The sequence below is a fragment of the Brevundimonas vancanneytii genome (assembly GCF_901421975.1).
Lineage (GTDB): Bacteria > Pseudomonadota > Alphaproteobacteria > Caulobacterales > Caulobacteraceae > Brevundimonas > Brevundimonas diminuta.
Window position 1 is genome coordinate 448095 of sequence record NZ_LR588407.1, and the last position, 18867, is coordinate 466961.

Consider the following 18867-nt stretch of genomic DNA (forward strand, 5'->3'; position numbering starts at 1 on the left):
GGGGGAGGGCCTTGGGCGAGGTTTTACTGCTTCTCGTCGAAGACGGTTTCGAAGCCGCCCCACATCATGCGCTTGCCGTCGAAGGGCATGTCCATGTTCGCCATGGCGGGGTCGTCCTGCATCTTGGCCCAGGCGTCGTCAGCGGTCTTCTTGTCGGGCCAGATCAGCCAGGAGAAGACGACGACCTCGCCGTCCTCCAGCTTCACCGACATGGGAAAGCTGGTGACCTTGCCGTCGGGCACGTCCACGCCCCAGTTCTCGACATGGGCCAAGGCGCCGTAGCCCTTGAACAGCGGCCAGGCGACGCGGGCGGACTCGATGTAGCGGGCCTTGTTCTCGGTCTTCACGGGGGTCAGGAAGCCGGTGATGTAGCTCATCTTGGTTCTCCTTCGGAGGTTGGCCCCAATCGCTCGCCGCGCGGCGGCTCGCTGTTTGAGGGCAGGCGGATCGTCGGGGCGGGCGGGGTCGTCGTCTTGGTCGAAAGCGACAGATCGAACGGCTTAGCTTCTTGGCCTACCCGATCCTGTCAGCAGCGGCCTCGATGGCGGCGATGTCGATCTTGTGCATTGTCATCATCGCCTCGAAGGCGGCCTTGGCGCGGGCCGGGTCAGGATCGTCGTAGAAGGCCATCAGGCGGCGCGGGGTGATCTGCCAGTTCACGCCCCAGCGGTCCTTGCACCAGCCGCAGGCGCTTTCGGCCCCGCCGTTTCCGACGATGGCGTCCCACAGGCGGTCGGTCTCGGCCTGGTCGTCGGTCATGATCATGAACGACACGGCCTCGGTTTGGGGGAAGTTCGGACCGCCGTTCAGGCCGACGTAGCGGCGCCCGGCCAGGGTGAACTCGACCACCAGTTCGGACCCTTCGGGGCTGGACGGATTGTCGGCGGGGCTGGCGACGACGCGCTCGATGCGGCTGTCGGGCAGGCCCAGCGAGACGTAGAACTCGGCCGCCTTCTTCGCCTGGCCGAGGTCGTACCAGATACAGGGAATGATCTTGTCGCTCATGGCGCGCTCTCCTGAGGGCTCAGGGTTTCAGCGACCTGGGCCAGTTGGTCGGCGGCGGCGCCCCAGCCGGGCTCGAAACCCATGTCGCGGTGGGTCTGCATGGCCTTTTCGTCCCAGTGGCGGGCGCGGGCGGTGTAGCGCGTGCCGTCGCCTTCGGGCTCGAAGGTGTCGATGCGGACGAAGTTCATCTCGCCCGGTTGCGGGATCCAGCCTTCGGTGAAGGCGCCGGTCGTCACCAGGCGGCGGCCCGGTTCGACCTCCAGCACCACGCCGCGATACTCATGCCGCTCGCCCTCGGGCGACTGCATGACGACGTCGGCGCGGCCTCCGGGACGCAGGTCATGGTCGACCGACACCGTGCTCCACGGGCGCGGGGTGAACCATTCGGTCGCGTGCCGGGTCCAGGCCCGCCACACCGTCTCGGGCGAGGCCTTGATGAAGCGGCTGATGCTGAGTTCGTAGAGGTCGCTCATGGCTCAACCCCCGCCGACCTGGGAGGCGAAGGCTTCCGGCCCCTGGGCGGCGGCTTCCGGGTCCATCCACATGACCTCCCAGATGTGGCCGTCGGGATCGGCGTAGCTGCGGCCGTACATGAAGCCGTAGTCCTGTCTGGCGTTGGGATCGGCCTGGCCGCCGGCGGCGGCGGCGCGATCGATCACGGCGTCGACGCCGTCGCGGCTGTCCTCCGACACGCAGATCAGCACCTGGGCCGTCTTCTTCGCGTCCGGAATGGCGCGGTCGGTGAAGGTCGCCCACTTCTCATGCGTCAGCAGCATGGCGTGGATGGTATCGGAAAAGACCATGCAGGCCGCCGTCTCGTCCGAGAACAGCGGGTTCATGGTCGCGCCGACCGCCTCATAGAAGGCGACGGAGCGCGGCAGATCGGCGACCGGCAGGTTGATGAAGATCAGCTTGGGCATCGGCGGTGGTCCTCCCTTGCGCGGCCCTCCCTCCCCGGACGGCCTGCCCTATGATGTTGGTCGTTCTGCGCCTTGATGTTATGTTAGTCAACCATGAAGTTAGAAAAAGTAACTAATAGGTCCGAATCCCGATCCCGGCGCTATCACGACGCCTGCGGGGCGGCGCACGGGCTGGACCTGGTGGGCGAGCGGTGGGCCTTGCTAGTCATCAGAGAACTCATGATGGGGCCGCGGCGTTTCAGCGACCTGCGAAAAGACCTGTGCGGCCTGTCGGCCAATGTGCTGACCCAGCGGCTGGAGGGGCTGGAAGCCTCGGGCGTGGTCCGGCGCCGCAAGCTGCCGCCGCCCGCCTCGGTCCAGGTCTATGAGCTGACCGACTGGGGCTATGAGATCGAGCCGGTCTTCATGGTGCTGGGCCGCTGGGCCGCGCGCTCGCCCCAGCACGACCCGACCCTGCCGATCAGTGCCGTCTCCATCATGCAGTCGTTCAAGACCATGTTCGATCCCGCCCGCGCGCAGGGCGCCGAGATGCGGCTGGGCTTTGCGCTGGGCGAGGACCGGATGATCGTAAGCGTGGCGAGCGGCGTCATCGACGCCATGCGCGGCGAGGTCGAGGGCTGCGACGTCGTGGTGCGCGCGCCGGCCCAGGTCGTGGCCGCCGCCGTCTACGGCAAGGTTCCGCTAGAGGCGCTGGAAGGCGAGGGGGCGATGATGATCGAGGGCGACCGGGCGATGTTCGCGCGGTTCGTCGACTTCTTCCACCTGCCGGACAAGGCGGGGTAACGGCTAGGGCCTAGACCAGGATATCCAGCAGGGTTCCCGTCATCTCATCCGCCGTGCGGGCGACGGCGGCGTTGGCCGAGAACTCGCTCTTGGCGCGGATCTGCTCGACCGCCTCGACGGCGTAGTCGTCCATCCGGACTGTGGCGACGCGGCGGGCGCTGTCCTCCAGCCGGGCCGAGGCGGCCTGCATCCCGGCGGCGGCGGTGCTGAGCGGCGCGATCATGGATGATCCTTCGGCGGACGGAGGTCTGAACCCGGCCAGCATCGCCCCTGCGTGGTCAACGCCCGATCAACGGACGTGGTGAACGGCGGTCGTTTTTGTGCGATTCGGCCCCACCCCGGCCCTTATTCGTGTATAGGGAGCGCCTTCCCCGACGCCCGGCAGGCTGCGACGCCTCGCCGGGCGCGGCCGTTTGACGGTCGCCTCGCATCTGAACTCCAGGCCTTTCATGCCCTTTCCCGCGATCCATCCCGCGCTTGACCGCGCCCTGCTGAACAAGGGCTATGCCGAGCCCACGCCGGTCCAGGCGGCCGTGCTGGAAGGCCATGGCGAGGCGGACCTGCTGGTTTCGGCCCAGACCGGATCGGGCAAGACGGTGGCCTTCGGTCTGGCGGCGGCGCCGACCCTGCTGGGCGAGGACGAACGGTTCGGTCAACCGGACACGCCGCTGATGCTGGCCATCGCCCCGACGCGTGAACTGGCGCTGCAGGTCGCGGCGGAGCTGGAATGGCTGTACGCCGAGGCGGGCGCCAAGATCGTCACCTGCGTCGGCGGCATGGACGCCCGCAAGGAAGCCCGCGCCCTGAACTACGGCGCCCACGTCGTCGTCGGCACGCCGGGCCGCCTGAAGGACCATATCGATCGCGGGGCGCTGGACCTGTCGGCCGCCCGCGTCGTCGTGCTGGATGAAGCCGACGAAATGCTGGACATGGGTTTCCGCGAGGATCTGGAATACATCCTCGACCAGGCGCCGGAAGAGCGCCGCACCCTGCTGTTCTCGGCCACCATCGCCCGCGACATCGCGATCATGGCCAAGCGCTATCAGAAGGACGCGGTGCGCATCGACACCGTCGACCGCAGCCAGCCGCACAACGACATCGAATATCGCGCCCTGCGCATCGCCCCGAACGAGATCGAGCGCGCCGTGGTCAACGTCCTGCGCTATTTCGAGGCGCCGGGCGTGCTGGTCTTCTGCTCGACGCGGGATTCCGTGCGCCATCTTCAGGCCTCGCTGGTCGAGCGCGGCTTCGCCTCGGTGGCCCTGTCGGGCGAGATGGGCCAGCGCGAGCGCAATGAGGCGCTGCAGGCCCTGCGCGATCGCCGCGCCCGCGTCTGCGTCGCCACCGACGTGGCCGCGCGCGGTCTGGACCTGCCCGATCTGGGGCTGGTGATCCACGCCGAACTGCCGATCAACAAGGCGACCATGCTGCACCGTTCGGGCCGCACCGGCCGCGCGGGCAAGAAGGGGATCTCGGTCCTGCTGGTCCCGCACAGCCGCCGCCGCAAGGCCGAGATGCTGCTGGGCTCGGCCGGGGTCGAGGCCGTCTGGTCGGGCGCCCCGACCGCCGATGAAATCCGCGCCCAGGACGAGCAGCGCCTGCTGGCCGCCCCCGTCTTCGCCGAGGAAGGCGCGGACGAGGACGCGGGTCTGGTCGAAAAGCTGGTCAAGGAGCGCACGCCGGACGATCTGGCCCGCGCCCTGCTGGTGCTGCTGCGCAAGAACCTGCCCGCGCCGGAAGACCTGACCGATCCGGGCGAGGGCCCGCAGCGCAAGCCGCGCAAGGATCGCGATGCGGCGGGCGGCGACGCCTACGCCCCCGCGCCGTGGCCGGGCGACCGGCTGCAGCCGGACGAAGTCAGCTGGTTCCGTCTGGACATCGGCCGCAACCGCAACGCCGATCCCAAGTGGCTGATCCCGCTGATCTGCCGCATCGGGGGCATCACCAAGCAGCAGATCGGCTCGATCCGCACCTTCCCCGAAGAGACGCGCTTTGAGGTCGCCTTGACCCACGCCGACGCCTTCCGCGCCGCGGCGGCCCAGAGCAAGGAAGAGGCCCGCATCACCCCGTCCGAGGCGCCGACGCCCGGTTCGATGAAGGGCGCCCGCAACCGCAATTTCGAGCGTGACGGCGAGGCCCGCCCCTACGCCAAGAAGCCTTTCCGTCGCGACGAGGACGGCCAGGGCCGCCCGCCGTTCAAGAAGAAGCCGTGGAGCCCGGACGGCGACGCGGGCCGCAGCGCCGATGGCGAACGTTCCTTCAAGAAGAAGCCCTATGCGCCGCGCACCGATGCGGCGCCGGGCGAGGGCGGCTTCAGCAAGAAGCCGGGCTTCAAGGATAAGGGCGACAAGAAGCCCTTCACGCCCAAGGCGGGCTTCAAGGGCAAGCCGGACTTCAAGGGCGGCGGCAAGCCCTTCGCCAAGGGGCCGAAGAAGGCGGGCAAGCGTTTCGACTGATCGCTGATCCCTGATCGATGGTCTTTGGCTTGCCCCCGGCGCGATCCGGGGGCAGGCTGGGGCCATGAGCATCGAGCAACCCCAAGGGCGGTACGCCTCGTTCGAGGCCTTCTACCCCTATTACATCCATGAGCACTCCAACCGGACGTGCCGCCGCATCCATGTGGTCGGGACGGGGCTGGTGATCGCGGCCTTCGTGGCCTTCTGCTTCACCCTGAATCCCTGGTGGCTGCTGGCCGTGCCGCTGGTCGGCTACGGCTTCGCCTGGGTGGGGCATTTCTTCTTCGAGAAGAACCGGCCCGCGACGTTCAAATATCCGCTGTGGAGCCTGATGGGCGACTTCCGCCTGTTCTTCGAGACGGTCAGCGGCAAGCGGAAGTTCTGACTGACGCTTTCCTCCCCATGCAATGGGGAGGGGGACCGCGACCCGAAGGGCGGCGCGGAGCAGCCAAGCGGTGGAGGGGCCGGGACGGCGAGCCCTGTGCAGCCAGTCAGGTTTTAGGTCGCGGAACCAAGCAGACCCTCCGTCACGTCGCCTTCGGCGCCGCGCCACCTCCCCACTGCGTAGGGAGGAGAACGAAAAAGGGCGGCCGGATCGAACCGGCCGCCCTTTTTGTCGTCAGGCTGAAAGGCCTCAGTTCGAGGCGGTCTCCCACGCCGGGGGGCAGCCGTCGAAATCGCCTGCGTCAGCGATGGTCAGGGTCTTCATGTTCAGGCTCATGGCCGGGCGCATCGAGGCGCGGCCGTGGCCGGTGTAGAGGTCGATCTTGGCGCCCTTGATCGCGCCGCCGGTGTCGGAGGCGTACCAGTAGCCGTCGTGCACCGTGCCGTCGGCCATCTGCAGGCCGACCGTCTCGCGGATGAACAGCTTGGTGCGGCGCGGGATGACGCGCGGGTCGACCGCGACCGTGCGCATCGGAATCGGGCGGCAGCCCAGGGAATCGTTGCCGGTCGCTCCGCCGCCGCCGGCGTGATAGAGGCGGGCCGAGGCGCGCCAGTCGGGATCGCCGGCCATCAGCTCGAGCTGTTCGGCCGACAGGTCCGCCGTTTCGGCGGAGTCGATGGAACCGGGGGCCGTCGCGGCGGCTTCTACGACAGCGGCGTCGCGGGCGACGGCCGTTTCGTAAGGGACGGGCTCTCCGGACCCGGAGAAGGCCATGGTCCACAACATGGCAAGCGCGGCGGCCGTGCTCAACATCGTTCAAACTTCATGCAGCACCGGTCCCGACACGCTCCGGCAGGGCGGTTTCTGACGACGAATTGCGGCGCAATTGCGGCAAATGAGATCAGTCGCTGTATCGGTAGTGGATAAGGCGCAAATGGGGCCAGTCTATCGCCTCCCGGCGTCAGACTGTTGTGACTATAGAATATAAGTATTGAGCAATTTTAAGTTCTATACTGTCGTAGCCGTCTCCGCCGTTAACGACTTGATCGCGGGCGCTAACACTTTATTGGCAAGAAAAGCTGGCGCCGACGCCAAGATAACGGCGGCGTGATCGGCGCTGCTGCGGTCGTGAGCGGCGGGTGGAGCGGTGCGCGGGAATGGGATAAGCCGTCGTTTCCCTTTCTGAAATTTCCAACGGCGCCGTCTCATGAACCGACAAGTCAAACGCCTGATGATTTCCGCCGCGGCCCTGGTGCTCGTCGCGGCGCCCGCCGTTCAGGTCGAGGCCTGGGGCAGTTCGGGCCACCGGGTGATCGGCGTGGCGGCCATGCGGGCCCTGCCGGGCGATCTGCCCGCCTTCCTGCGCACGGCCGGGGCCGCGTCTGACGTCGGCGAATATTCGCGCGAGCCCGACCGCTGGAAGGGCGCGGGCCAGCCGCACGACCGCGAGCGCGACACCGCCCACTTCGTCGATATGGATGATGAGGGCCGGGTGATGGATGCGCGCGGCATGACCATGGCCGACCTGCCGCGCCTGAAGTCGGAATACGACGCCGCCCTGATCCGCGCCGGTCTGGATGTGGATAAGGCCGGATACCTGCCCTACGCCATCATGGACGCCTGGCAGAACCTGGAGCGCGACTTCGCCTATTGGCGCGTGCTGACCGCGGCCGAGGCGCGCGAGCCGGACCTGGCCAAGCAGGCCTGGTACCGCGCCGACCGCGAACGCCGCGAGCGGCTGATCCTGCGCGACATCGGGGTGCTGAGCCACTTCGTCGGCGATGCGTCCCAGCCGCACCACACGACCATCCACTTCAACGGCTGGGCGGGCGAGACCAACCCCGAGGGCTTCACCAAGTCGCGCCGCACCCACGGCGATTTCGAGGGCGCCTTCACCAGCCGGACCCTGCGTCTGGATGCGGTCGAGGCGGCCATGGCGCCCATGAACGTCGAAGGCTTCGACCTGCGCGCCCGCACGGCCTCGCATCTGAACGCCACCCTGACGACGGTGATCCCCTTCTATCGGATGGAGAAGGCGGGCGCGTTCAAGGACACGGACCCGCGCGGCGCGGTCTTCGTCAATGAGCGTCTGGCGGCCGGGGCGTCGGAGCTGCGCGACTTCGTGTCGGCCGCCTGGCGCGTGTCGGCGAACAGCAGCATCGGCTGGCCGGCGGTGAAGGTCGCCGAGGTCGAGGCGGGCCGCGTCGACCCGTGGACCTCGATGGTCGGCGAGGACTGATTCTTCCTTCTCTCCTTGCGGGAAAAGGCAGGCCCGAAGGGCTCGGATGAGGGGTTTCGCGAGGCTTTGACGGATGGGGAGGCGAGACCTCTCATCCGTCAGCCCTCGGGACAAGCCCGAGGACTGCCACCTTCTCCCGCAAGGGGAGAAGGACTATTGAGCGCCCATGACTGAACTCACCCCTCCCGTCGTCGTCCTCGACAAGTCGCAGATGGCCGACAACATCGGCGCGGTCGCCCGCGTCATGGCCAATTTCGGCCTGTCGGAATTGCGGCTGGTCAGCCCGCGCGACGGCTGGCCTCAGGACCGCGCCTGGGCCACGGCGTCCGGCGCCGACTGGGTGCTGGACGGGGTCAAGGTGTTCGACAGCGTGGCCGAGGCCATCGCCGACCTGAACACCGTCTTCGCCACCACCGCCCGCCCGCGCGAGACGCGCCAGCCGGTGCGCACCCCGCGTGAGAGCGCGCGCATCCTGTATGACGACACGGCCTCGGGGCTGAAGACCGGCCTGCTGTTCGGCGGCGAGCGGGCGGGGCTGGAGACAGGCGACATCGCTCTGTGCGCCGGGATCACCACCATTCCGATCGACCCCAAGCACCACTCGTTGAATCTGGCGCAGGCGGTGGCGATCAACGCCTATGAGTGGCGCACCCTGATCCTGGACGCCCCACCGCCGCGCTTCCGCGAGGGCGAGCCGCCCGCGTCGAACGACCTCTTGCTGGGCATGTACGAGCATCTGGAGGCGGAGCTGGACAACGGCGGCTTCTTCTATCCGCCCGAGAAGAAGCGTTCGATGAGCCAGAATCTGCGCGTCATGCTGGGCCGCGCGGCCTTCACCGAGCAGGAGGTCGCCACCATGCGCGGCGCCATCCACGCCCTGGCCAAGGGGCGCGGCCGGGTGCTGGCGAAGCTGGCGGCGGAAAAGGCGGAGGCGGCGAAGAAGGATAAGTGAAACTCGTCCTTGTCTATCCCCTCGCGGCCCTCGCTGAGATCGGCGGCTGTTTCGCCTTCTGGGCCTGGCTGAAGCTGGATCGCTCGCCGTGGTGGCTGGCGCCGGGCGTGTTGTGCCTCATCGCCTTTGCGTGGCTGCTGGCGCTGGTTCCGGCCGAAGCGGCGGGGCGGGCGTTCGCGGCCTATGGCGGGGTCTATATCGTGGCGTCGCTGGCGTGGATGGCGCTGGTCGAGAAGACGACGCCGGACCGCTGGGATGTCATCGGCGGCGCGGTCTGCCTGATCGGCGCGGCGATCATTCTGTTCGGGCCGAGGGCCTAAAGCGCGCCGAAGAAGGCGGGCACGGTCTCGCTGGCGGGGCCGTAGACGCCTTCGTCGAACAGGCCCGCGCCCTGCGTCGGCTCCAGATTGATCTCGACCGTCCGCGCCCCGGCCATGCGCGCCAGCTGGACGAAGCCCGCCGCCGGATAGACTGCGCCCGAGGTGCCGATGGAGACGAACAGATCGCATCGCGCCAGCGCCGCCTCGATCCGCTCCATCTCCAGCGGGATTTCGCCGAACCAGACGATGTGCGGGCGCAAACGTCCGTGCGGGTGATGGGGCGAGGCGTGGGCCGGCTCCAGATCATCATGCCAGTCGCAGACGACGCCCGAGACGGTGCAGCGCGCCTTCTTCAGCTCGCCGTGCATGTGGATCAGCTCGAAGTCCGGCGCGGGCGGCGTGTCCATGTGCGCCCGGTCGTGCAGGTCGTCGACGTTCTGGGTCACCAGCAGGAAATCGCTCGTCCATCGCGCCGCCAGATCGGCCAGCGCCCGGTGCGCGGCGTTGGGTTGGACGCCGGCCAGTTGGCGTCGTCGTTGGTTGTAGAAGTCCTGCACCAGGGCCGGGTCGGCGGCGAAGCCCTCGGGCGTGGCGACGGCCTCGACGCGATGCCCCTCCCACAGGCCGTCCGAGGCGCGGAAGGTGGGCACCCCGCTCTCAGCCGAGACGCCGGCGCCGGTCAGGATGACGAGGTTCATGCGGGGATCCTTTGCTCAGACAGGCGGTCGTGCAGCCAGTCGATCATGGCGCGGACCTTGGGCGGGACGTGGCGGGGGTGAGGGTGGACGGCCCAGACGCCTTCGTCGGGCGGGCGGGCCTCGTCCAGCAGGGAGGTGAGCGCGCCCGCTGACAGGGCCTCGGCGACGTAGAAGTCGGGCAGCTGGCACAGGCCCAGCCCCTGCAACGCCGCGTCTAGCACCGCCGCGCCGGAGTTGCAGCGCCAGCGGCCGGTGGGGCGAAGGCTGACCTCGCGCCCCGCCTCGGTGAAGCGCCAGTGTTCGGCCGAGCCGATCAGGCCGTCGTGGCTGGGGATCTCGGACAGGTCGCGCGGGGCGCCCCGCCGGGCCAGATAGTCGGGGCTGGCGCACAGGATCAGCCGCCGCGAGGCCAGCCGCCGCGCCATCAGCCGCGAGTCGGTCAGATGGCCGAAGCGCACCGCCAGATCATAGCCGTCGCCGACCAGATCACGCAGGCGGTTGTCTAGATCCAGTTCGATCCTGAGCTCGGGGTTCTGGCGCGCGAAGGCGTTGACGGCGGGGGCGATGAACCGCTCGCCATAGGAGACGGAGCAGGTCATGCGCAGTAGGCCGCGCGGGGCCTGATCGTCGGGCTGGACGGCGGCCAGGGCCTCGTCGCGTTCGTCGATCAGGCGGCGGCAGCGGGAAAGGAAGTCGCGGCCTGCGTCGGTCAGCTCGACCCGGCGGGTGGTGCGGTGGAGCAGACGCGTTTGCAGGCGGTCTTCCAGCCGGGCGATCTCGCGGCTGACCGCCGAGGTCGACAGGCCCAGCCGTTTGGCGGCGGCCGAGAAGCTGGCCTGTTCGGCGACAGCGGTGAATTCGTCGATCCCGTCCCAGCGGCTCATGGGGACGTTGGATCAGGATTATTGCTTAACGGCAATAATGTTTTGCGGTTGTCGCCGTTTCGGCCAAGCGCGGCGCGGCGTAGTAAGGTCGCCAAATCACCCGCCCACCTCATGCCCCTGAAGCAGCGAGCGACCGCGTCGCGAGCGTTAGGGGCGTCCGAAGGACCACTCATCATGAAAACCCGCGCCGCCGTCGCGTTCGAAGCCAAACGTCCGCTCGAGATCGTCGAGGTCGATCTGGAAGGGCCGCGCGCGGGCGAGGTGCTGATCGAGATCAAGGCGACGGGCGTCTGCCACACAGACGCCTATACGCTGGACGGTCTGGACAGCGAGGGCCTCTTCCCCTCGATCCTGGGCCATGAGGGCGCGGGCGTGGTGGTCGAGGTGGGGCCGGGCGTGACCAGCCTTGCGGTCGGCGACCATGTCATCCCGCTGTACACGCCGGAATGCCGCCAGTGTAAGTCGTGCCTGAGCCGCAAGACCAACCTGTGCACCTCGATCCGGGGCACGCAGGGCAAGGGGCTGATGCCGGACGGCACTTCGCGCTTTTCCTACAAGGGCCAGACCCTTCACCACTACATGGGCTGCTCGACCTTCTCGAACTACACGGTCCTGCCTGAGATCGCGGTGGCCAAGATCCGCAAGGACGCGCCCTTCGACAAGGCCTGCTACGTGGGCTGCGGCGTGACGACGGGCGTGGGCGCCGTGGTCAACACGGCCAAGGTCGAGCCGGGCGCCAACGCCGTGGTCTTCGGTCTGGGCGGCATCGGCCTGAACGTCATCCAGGGGCTGAAGATGGTCGGGGCCGACATGATCATCGGCGTCGACATCAACGGCGACAAGGAAGAGTGGGGCCGTCGCTTCGGCATGACCCACTTCGTCAATCCCAAGGACGTGTCGGACGTGGTGGCCCATCTGGTCGAGCTGACCGGGGGCGGCGCCGACTACACCTTCGACTGCACCGGCAACACCGTGGTCATGCGTCAGGCGCTGGAAGCCTGTCACCGCGGCTGGGGCGAGAGCGTCATCATCGGCGTGGCCGAGGCGGGCAAGGAGATCGCCACCCGTCCGTTCCAGCTGGTCACGGGCCGCGTCTGGAAGGGCTCGGCCTTCGGCGGGGCGCGCGGCCGCACCGACACGCCCAAGATCGTCGACTGGTACATGGACGGCAAGATCGAGATCGACCCGATGATCACCCACACCCTGCCGCTGGAGCGGATTAACGAGGCCTTCGATTTGATGCATGAAGGCAAGAGCATTCGTTCGGTCATCGTCTTCTAACAGACGGGTGAAATGAGGCGGCGGGGCGACGATGAGTTACGATCTTCTGGTGTTCGAGCCTGCCGCCGTTCCGGTCGAGCGTGCCGCGTTTCAGGCTTGGTATGACGCCTTCATGCGTTGGGACGGCGCGTGGGACTACAATGATCCCGCCGTCTGTTCGCCCGCCCTGCAACGCTGGGAAGCGGGTGTGCGGCGGCGATTTTGGGCGTTGAACGGCCCGCACGCCTCGCGAACAGGGCCGTGGTTCAGGCCCTCCGATTCTGCGGATATCACCTGTGCGCCCAGCGCCATCTATGCGGGTTTTGCCTGGAGCCGCGCTGATGTGGCGCAGGAATTGGCGCTCACCCTCGCCAAGCGGCATGGCGTGGGGTTCTATAATGTCAGTGGCGACGGCTCTGTCTGGCGACCAGATATCTGAGCGTGCGCGCTGATTGTCTAAGAGAACAGGGAGGGACTGGCCTATGAGTGACTGGAAGCTGCCGTGGACGGGGGCCTGCCTCTGCGGGCAGGTGAGAGTTCAGGTCGTCCAGGCGCCGGTCTTCGCGGCGGCCTGTCACTGCCGCGCCTGTCAGAAGCTGACGGGCGGCGCCTATTCCCTGAGCCTGATGCTGCCCAGCGAAGGGCTGACGGTCGAGGGCGAGACGGAGATCGGCGGCCTGCACAATCCCGTGCCGGAGCATCACTTCTGTCCGTCATGCAAGACCTGGCTGTTCACGCGCGGCATCGCCGGGGGGCAGTTCGTCAACCTGAGGCCCAGCCTGCTGGACGACGGGGCGTGGGTCGTTCCCTATGCCGACACCTGGACGACGGAGCGTCTGCCCGGCGCTCAGTCGGGAGCCAAGGTCGGCTATCCGGAATTCCCGCCGCCCGAGGATTACGCCGAGTTGATGGGCGCCTACGCCCGCCAGGGCGCGCGGCCCGACTGAGCAGGTGCAGCAAAGTTCGTTGCCAAACGAAACCTTGTCGGCTTAGCTTGCCGCGCCCGGCGCGATGATCGGGCGGATCTGGGAGGATCACCATGTTTACACACGTCACTGTCGGGGCCAACGACCTCGAAGCCTCGCACAAATTCTATGACGCCGTTCTGGGCGCCCTGGGCCATCAGGCGGGCGCGCCCAGCGACGTGCCGATGCCGGGGGTCTGGTACATGACGCCGCGCGGAATGCTGGGCGTGGTCCGTCCGCGCGACGGCCAGGCGGCTTGCCACGCCAACGGCGGCACCATCGGCTTCGCGGCGTCTACGCCGGAGGCGGTCGTGGCCTTCGCCGAGGCCGGGGTCGCGGCGGGCGGCGTGGCGATCGAAGATCCGGCTGGGCCGCGCAATACGCCTTTCGGCGTGGTGCACCTGGCCTATCTGCGCGATCCGTCGGGCAATAAGATCTGCGCCGTTCACCGGCCGAGCTGAGGGTTGAGGCGATGAAGGCGAAGGCGGCGGTTGCGTCGATCATGGCGGTTGCGGCCGTCGGGGCGCTCGCCGCCTGCAGTCAGGGCGAGGCGCCCGCGCCCGCGGAGGCGTCGGCGCAGGCCTGGGTCCGCAAGAAGGTGGTGCTGTATCTGCCGGATCGGGTGATGAAGGAGCGGGTCGCGGTCGCCGACCTGTCCCCCTATCTGGCCGCTGTCGACGAGGCGGTCGCCGACGCCGCCGAGGCTCAGCCGATACAGCCGGGCGCTTCGGGCATGATGCTGCTGATGGTCAAGCCGGGCGAGCGGTCCAGAGCCTGGGTCGTCACCGGCGAGCCGGCGATGAAGCCGGACGTCGTCGCGGCTCTGACCGCCGCCGCCGGGGCGGTTCCGGCGCCGTCGGTGCGGCAGGGACCGATCCTGGTCGGCCTGCAGTTCGACGCCTGGGGCGGCGGCGCGCAGCCCGAGGGGGCGGTCGCCCCGATCCCGCGCGACTGGTACGCGCACTTCTCTGAAGACGGGGGCGTCCTCGATGACGACCTCATGGCCAAGGTATGGCCGGACTGATCTGGAGTTTGAGTCTGATGGAAACGGTCAAGAGCCACGTCGTTCACGGCGGGACGCTGCGCTATCTGAAGCACGACAGCGCAACGACGGGCACGCCCATGACGCTGTCAGTTTTCATTCCCGCCGGGGAGGGGCCGTTTCCGGTCCTGATCTGGCTGTCGGGCCTGACCTGCACCGAGGACAACTTCACCACCAAGGCCGGGGCCTATAAGGCCGCCGCCGAACACGGCGTCATCATCGTCGCGCCGGACACCTCGCCGCGCGGGGAAGGCGTGGCCGATGACGCCGCCTATGATCTGGGGCAGGGCGCGGGCTTCTATGTCGATGCGACGGAAGCGCCGTGGGCGCCGCATTTCCGCATGGAAAGCTATGTCACGGGCGAACTGATCGACCTGATCGACGCCCAGTTCCCGACGACGAAGACGCGCTCGATCTTCGGTCATTCGATGGGCGGGCATGGGGCGCTGACGCTGGCCCTGCGCCATCCCGAACGGTTCCGGTCGGTGTCGGCCTTTGCGCCGATTTCCTCGCCGACGCGCTGTCCGTGGGGCGAGAAGGCTTTCTCCGCCTATCTGGGCGAGGACCGGACGAAATGGGCTAAACATGACGCGGCCCTGCTGATCGAAGGCGGGGCGGCGAAAGGCGTTTTCGACGACATCCTGGTGGATCAGGGCGACGCGGATTCCTTCCTGACCGATCAGCTGAAGCCGGAACTGCTGAAGGCGGCGGCGCAAAAGGCCGGGCAGGGGCTGACCCTGAGGATGCAGCCGGGCTATGACCACTCCTACTTCTTCATGGCCAGCTTCGTGGACGACCATGTGGCCTTCCACGCCAAGCGGCTGAAAGCCTGAGTGTGATGACTAACGCCGCCCCCGACTTTGATCAGATGTTCGCAGACCTGTGCAATCAGGTCGGCTTCTGCCTGCATGAAAAGGGGCAGAAGAAGGTGATCGAGGCTCTGCCCAAGGGCTTGGACGCCGCCATGCGCGCCGTCTTCGCCGCCGAGGGCGTGGACGAGCCGAACGCGCCCGGCGACCTGAAGCGCGCGGTGCGCGACTGCATCAAGGCTCATGTGAGCGCGCCCAGATCGGGCGCATGACGCAGACTTAATCCGCAAGGCGACGATCAAGCCTTGCGGGCGGCCATCGCTTCGCTAGCATCCCGGCCCATCGCTTTTGGGAGGAAGCTCATGATGGATCGCCGCCGCCTGCTGATGTCGGTCGCCGCGGGGGGAGCGCTGGCCGCTGTCGGCCCGGTTCGCGCCCTCGCCCACGCCGCTGTGGCGCAGACCGCCTCGGCCGACTTCAACGCCCTGATGAACCGGATCGCGCAGGAGATGCTCCTGACGGATCCGGAATCCCTGACCATGCTGGGCATGGACCGGGGCGAACACGCCGACGCCCGCTTCAAGTTGAGCGACCGCAGCCAGGCCAAGGTCGAGGCCGACAAGGTCAAGTTCGTCGCCGCCATGAAGGACATGGCGGCCATCGACCGCAACGCCCTGCCGGCCAAGGAGCAGATCTATCACGACTCCCTGACCTTCTTCGGCGAGACGGTGATGGAAGGCTACGCCTTCCCCTACGGCGGCGGGATGTACCCCTCGCCCTATACGGTCAGCCAGCTGGGCGGCTCATACCAGCAGATCCCGGACTTCCTCGACAGCCAGCACCGAATCGAGGCGGCGGATGACGCCGAGGCCTATCTGTCGCGCCTGTCGGACTTCGCCCGCAGCCTGGACGACGAACGCGAGCGGATGCGGATCGACTACGCCGCCGGGGCCGTGCCGCCGGACTTCGTCATCGACCGCACCCTGACGCAGATGGGCGCCATCACCGGCACGGCTGTGGCCGACTCGGTCATGAGCCAGTCGATCGCGCGTCGCACGGCCGAGAAGAACATCCCCGGCGACTGGGCCGCACGGGCGCAGACGATCCTGACGCGAGAGGTCTATCCGGCCATCCAGCGCCAGGCCGACGCCCTGAAGGCGGTGCGCGCGGGCGCGACGCACGACGGCGGCGTGTGGCGTCTGCCCGACGGCGAGGCCTACTATCGCTATGGGCTGAAGAACTACACCACTTCCTCGATGACGCCGGACGAGGTGCATCAGATGGGGCTGGATCAGGTGGCCGAGATCTCGGCCCGCGCCGACGGCCTGCTGAAGGCGCAAGGGTTGACGCAAGGCACGGTCGGCCAGCGCATCGCCGCCCTCGGCAAGGATCCGCGCTTCGTCTATCCGAACACGGACGAGGCCAAGGAAAAGCTGCTGAAGGAGCTGAACGTCCAGATGGCGGCCATGCAGGCCCGCATGCCGGACTATTTCGGCCGCCTGCCCAAGTCGCCCTGCGACATCCGTCGCGTGCCCAAGGCCATCGAGGCCGGGGCGCCGGGCGGCTACTACATGGCGCCGGCCCTGGATGGCTCGCGTCCGGGCGCCTACTACATCAATCTGCGCGACACGGCGGAGTGGCCCAAGTGGACACTGCCGACCCTGACCTATCACGAGGCCGTGCCGGGCCATCACTTCCAGATCGCCCTGCAGATGGAGCAGCCGGACACCCCGCTGCTGATGAAGGTCATGGGCTTCTCGGCCTATTCCGAGGGCTGGGGCCTGTATTCGGAGCAGTTGGCGGACGAGATCGGCGCCTATGAGAACGATCCCTTCGGCCAGATCGGCTATCTGCAGTCCTTGATGTTCCGCGCCGCGCGTCTGGTCGTGGACTCGGGCCTGCACCACAAGCGCTGGAGCCGCGAACAGGGCATCCGCTACATGGTCGATACCCTGGGCGATCAGGAATCCAGCATCGCCACCGAGGTCGAGCGCTACTGCGTCTGGCCGGGTCAGGCGTCCAGCTACAAGGTCGGCCACACCACCTGGGTGCGCCTGCGTGAAGACGCCAAGAAGCGCCTGGGATCGCGTTTCGACATCAAGGGCTTCCATGACACGGGCCTGAACCTGGGCGGGGTGCCGCTGACGGTTCTGGAGCGGACCATGAACGCCTGGACCCCGGTCTGACGGCTGGACCTCTTACGGACGCGCCGGTCCGTCATTTCAGTAAGCTTTGGGAGCGGCGTCCGGCGCGGCGCGGCTCCGTTGGGGGAATATCCGAATGATCGACCGCCGCCGCCTTCTTCTGACCGCCGCCGCGACCGCCGTCGCCGCGCCGACGCTGGCGCAAGCCGCCGCCGCTGTCACCGACGCCGATGCGCGTCTGAACGCCCTGCTGGACGGCTGGTTCGAGGCCGACATCGACGAGTCGCCCGAGCGCGCCACCAATCTGGGCCTGGACAAGGGCGCCCGCGCGGGCCTGTCGTCTCGCTTGAGCGAAGCCGGGCCTGACGCCATCCGCAAGGACCGCGACAAGGCGATCAGCCGCTGGGCCGAGCTGCGCGCCTTCGACCAGACCGGCCTGTCCGAGGCCGGGGCGCTGAACTACGCCATCGCCTCTTTCGGGCGTCAGACCTCGGCCGAGACGGCGCGCTTCGCCTACGGCGCCGGGCCGGGCCGTCCGTCCCCCTATGTCGTGACCCAGCTGTCGGGCGCCTATTTCTCCATGCCGGACTTCATGGACAACCAGCACCGCATCGAGGATGCGGCGGGCGCCGACGCCTTCCTGTCGCGCCTGGACGCCTTCGCCGGCGTGCTGGACGGCGAGACGGCCAAGATCCGTGAGGACGCTGGTCAGGGCGTCATTCCGCCGGACTTCATCATCGACCGGATGCTGCCGCAGATCCGCACCCTGCGCGATACGTCGGCCGCGGACATGTCCATGATCAAGTCGCTGGCCCGCAAGGCCGGGGCGTTGAACCTGTCGGGTTATGACACGCGCGCCGTCGCCCTGGTCGATCAGAAGATCAAGCCCGCCTTGGCCCGCCAGATCGAGGCGCTGGAGAAGATCCGCCCCGACGCCGTGCACGACGCGGGCGTGTGGCGCCTGCCGGACGGCGAGGCCTTCTACGCCGCCGGGCTGAAGTCGAACACGACGACCACGCTCTCGGCCAAGGAGATCCACGCGATGGGCCGCGAGCAGGTGGCCGAGATCACCGCCGAGATCGACGGCATCCTGAAGTCGCAAGGCATGACCCAGGGCACGGTCGGCGAACGCGTGCAGGCGCTGAACAAGGATCCGGCCCAGCTGTTCCCCAACACCGATGCGGGCAAGGAAGAGCTGCTGAAGTGGCTGAACGAGCAGGTCGCCGCGCTGGAGCCGAAACTGCCCGCCGTCTTCGGCCGCCTGCCCAAGACCCATGTCGAGGTGCGCCGCGTGCCGGTGTCGATCCAGTCGGGCGCGCCGGGCGGATACTATCAGGGGCCGCCGCTGGATGGCTCGCGGCCGGGCGCCTACTACATCAACCTGCGCGACAGCGGGAACTGGCCCAAGTTCGCCCTGCCGACCCTGACCTATCACGAGGCCTCGCCGGGCCACCACCTGCAGGTGGCGCTGCAACGCGAGTCGGGCGAACTGCCGCAATGGCGCCGCGCGGGCGGCTTCTCGGCCTTCAACGAGGGCTGGGCGCTGTACGCCGAGGCCGTGGCGGCCAACGACCTGGACGCCTACGCCACCGATCCGCTGGGCCGCGTGGGCTTCCTGATGTCCTACCTGTTCCGGGCGGTGCGCCTGGTGGTCGACACCGGCATTCACTCCGAACGCTGGAGCCGCGAGCAGGCGGTCGACTATATGGCGGCCTCGGGCGCCAAGCCGCTGGACGCCTCGAACAGCGAGATCAACCGCTATTCGGTCTGGCCGGGCCAGGCCTGCGCCTACAAGGTCGGCCACACGGTGATCGCGCGCCTGCGCGAAGAGGCGCAAGCCAAGCCGGGCTTCGACCTGCGCGCCTTCCACGACAAGGTGCTGGGCAGCGGCTCCCTGCCGCTGGCGGTGCTGGAAGGGCGTATGCGCGCCTGAGGCGTGACTGAAGCCTGAAACGAATGACGGCCCGGACGTTCGTGCGTCCGGGCCGTTTTCGTGTTTGGCGTC

The 18867-nt window shown here is 68.1% G+C and carries 23 protein-coding genes; 15 read left to right on the top strand and 8 right to left on the bottom strand.

The genetic code is table 11. The features are described 5' to 3' along the window. Positions 1–23: 23 nt before the first annotated feature. From FGL25_RS02200 to FGL25_RS02215, 4 genes are all read right to left on the bottom strand, one after another. A complete protein-coding gene (locus FGL25_RS02200; protein ID WP_138140841.1) occupies positions 24–377 on the bottom strand; it encodes a DUF1428 domain-containing protein in 354 nt (117 codons plus the stop codon). A 136-nt stretch (positions 378–513) separates the two neighbouring features. Next, positions 514–1005 (bottom strand): VOC family protein, encoded by a 492-nt coding sequence (locus tag FGL25_RS02205; protein ID WP_003166059.1) that lies wholly within the window; start codon positions 1003–1005, stop codon positions 514–516. After that, entirely contained in the window at positions 1002–1478 is a 477-nt protein-coding gene (locus FGL25_RS02210) for an SRPBCC family protein (RefSeq protein ID WP_088410409.1), read from the bottom strand. The genes FGL25_RS02205 and FGL25_RS02210 overlap by 4 nt, the downstream gene beginning before the upstream one ends. A gap of 3 nt (positions 1479–1481) precedes the next feature. Then, on the bottom strand, positions 1482–1925 hold the full coding sequence (locus tag FGL25_RS02215; protein WP_088410408.1) for a VOC family protein: 444 nt from the start codon (positions 1923–1925) through the stop codon (positions 1482–1484). Between the two features lie 93 nt (positions 1926–2018). Between FGL25_RS02215 and FGL25_RS02220 the strand changes: the two genes are divergently transcribed. Beyond that, complete coding sequence (locus FGL25_RS02220) at positions 2019–2708, top strand: winged helix-turn-helix transcriptional regulator (protein ID WP_088410407.1); 690 nt, start codon at positions 2019–2021, stop codon at positions 2706–2708. A 10-nt stretch (positions 2709–2718) separates the two neighbouring features. Here the strand turns inward: FGL25_RS02220 and FGL25_RS02225 are convergent, their stop codons facing one another. Further along, on the bottom strand, positions 2719–2931 hold the full coding sequence (locus FGL25_RS02225; RefSeq protein WP_088410406.1) for a hypothetical protein: 213 nt from the start codon (positions 2929–2931) through the stop codon (positions 2719–2721). Positions 2932–3157: 226 nt separating this feature from the next. On the opposite strand from FGL25_RS02225, the gene FGL25_RS02230 reads away from it, so the two are divergent. After that, the gene (locus FGL25_RS02230) at positions 3158–5164 is read left to right on the top strand and encodes a DEAD/DEAH box helicase (protein WP_138140842.1); all 2007 of its coding nucleotides are present in this window, start codon (positions 3158–3160) and stop codon (positions 5162–5164) included. Positions 5165–5228: 64 nt separating this feature from the next. After that, a complete protein-coding gene (locus FGL25_RS02235) occupies positions 5229–5549 on the top strand; it encodes an Mpo1-like protein (RefSeq protein WP_138140843.1) in 321 nt (106 codons plus the stop codon). 249 nt (positions 5550–5798) lie between these two features. Here FGL25_RS02235 and FGL25_RS02240 read toward each other — a convergent pair whose 3' ends face one another. Continuing rightward, complete coding sequence (locus tag FGL25_RS02240; RefSeq protein ID WP_040346148.1) at positions 5799–6362, bottom strand: 3D domain-containing protein; 564 nt, start codon at positions 6360–6362, stop codon at positions 5799–5801. Positions 6363–6756: 394 nt separating this feature from the next. Here FGL25_RS02240 and FGL25_RS02245 point away from each other — a divergent pair, with 394 nt between their 5' ends. From FGL25_RS02245 to FGL25_RS02255, 3 genes are all read left to right on the top strand, one after another. Further along, complete coding sequence (locus tag FGL25_RS02245) at positions 6757–7788, top strand: S1/P1 Nuclease (RefSeq protein ID WP_138140844.1); 1032 nt, start codon at positions 6757–6759, stop codon at positions 7786–7788. 166 nt (positions 7789–7954) lie between these two features. Next, on the top strand, positions 7955–8740 hold the full coding sequence (locus tag FGL25_RS02250) for an RNA methyltransferase (protein WP_128718725.1): 786 nt from the start codon (positions 7955–7957) through the stop codon (positions 8738–8740). Further along, positions 8737–9060 (top strand): YnfA family protein, encoded by a 324-nt coding sequence (locus FGL25_RS02255; protein ID WP_138140845.1) that lies wholly within the window; start codon positions 8737–8739, stop codon positions 9058–9060. Before FGL25_RS02250 ends, FGL25_RS02255 begins: the two co-directional genes overlap by 4 nt. On the opposite strand, the gene FGL25_RS02260 is transcribed toward FGL25_RS02255, so the two are convergent. Further along, complete coding sequence (locus FGL25_RS02260; RefSeq protein ID WP_138140846.1) at positions 9057–9758, bottom strand: NAD-dependent deacylase; 702 nt, start codon at positions 9756–9758, stop codon at positions 9057–9059. The genes FGL25_RS02255 and FGL25_RS02260 overlap by 4 nt on opposite strands. After that, on the bottom strand, positions 9755–10642 hold the full coding sequence (locus FGL25_RS02265; RefSeq protein WP_138140847.1) for a LysR family transcriptional regulator: 888 nt from the start codon (positions 10640–10642) through the stop codon (positions 9755–9757). The genes FGL25_RS02260 and FGL25_RS02265 overlap by 4 nt, the downstream gene beginning before the upstream one ends. A gap of 174 nt (positions 10643–10816) precedes the next feature. On the opposite strand from FGL25_RS02265, the gene FGL25_RS02270 reads away from it, so the two are divergent. The 9 genes from FGL25_RS02270 to FGL25_RS02310 all read left to right on the top strand — a co-directional run bounded on the left by FGL25_RS02270 (position 10817) and on the right by FGL25_RS02310 (position 18795). Next, complete coding sequence (locus FGL25_RS02270) at positions 10817–11923, top strand: S-(hydroxymethyl)glutathione dehydrogenase/class III alcohol dehydrogenase (RefSeq protein ID WP_076223638.1); 1107 nt, start codon at positions 10817–10819, stop codon at positions 11921–11923. A 49-nt stretch (positions 11924–11972) separates the two neighbouring features. Continuing rightward, a complete protein-coding gene (locus FGL25_RS02275) occupies positions 11973–12341 on the top strand; it encodes a hypothetical protein (protein WP_138140848.1) in 369 nt (122 codons plus the stop codon). A 43-nt stretch (positions 12342–12384) separates the two neighbouring features. Continuing rightward, entirely contained in the window at positions 12385–12849 is a 465-nt protein-coding gene (locus FGL25_RS02280) for a GFA family protein (protein ID WP_138140849.1), read from the top strand. Between the two features lie 92 nt (positions 12850–12941). Next, positions 12942–13328, top strand: a complete 387-nt coding sequence (locus FGL25_RS02285; protein WP_046652181.1) for a VOC family protein — start codon at positions 12942–12944, stop codon at positions 13326–13328. A 41-nt stretch (positions 13329–13369) separates the two neighbouring features. Further along, positions 13370–13891: a hypothetical protein gene (locus FGL25_RS02290; RefSeq protein WP_138140850.1), complete on the top strand. Its 522-nt coding sequence runs from the start codon at positions 13370–13372 to the stop codon at positions 13889–13891. 17 nt (positions 13892–13908) lie between these two features. After that, on the top strand, positions 13909–14742 hold the full coding sequence (fghA, locus tag FGL25_RS02295) for an S-formylglutathione hydrolase (RefSeq protein WP_138140851.1): 834 nt from the start codon (positions 13909–13911) through the stop codon (positions 14740–14742). A 5-nt stretch (positions 14743–14747) separates the two neighbouring features. Then, positions 14748–14990, top strand: a complete 243-nt coding sequence (locus FGL25_RS02300; RefSeq protein WP_040347012.1) for a hypothetical protein — start codon at positions 14748–14750, stop codon at positions 14988–14990. Between the two features lie 90 nt (positions 14991–15080). Beyond that, entirely contained in the window at positions 15081–16904 is a 1824-nt protein-coding gene (locus FGL25_RS02305; RefSeq protein WP_138140852.1) for a DUF885 domain-containing protein, read from the top strand. A gap of 94 nt (positions 16905–16998) precedes the next feature. Then, the gene (locus FGL25_RS02310; protein ID WP_138140853.1) at positions 16999–18795 is read left to right on the top strand and encodes a DUF885 domain-containing protein; all 1797 of its coding nucleotides are present in this window, start codon (positions 16999–17001) and stop codon (positions 18793–18795) included. Positions 18796–18867 lie beyond the last annotated feature (72 nt).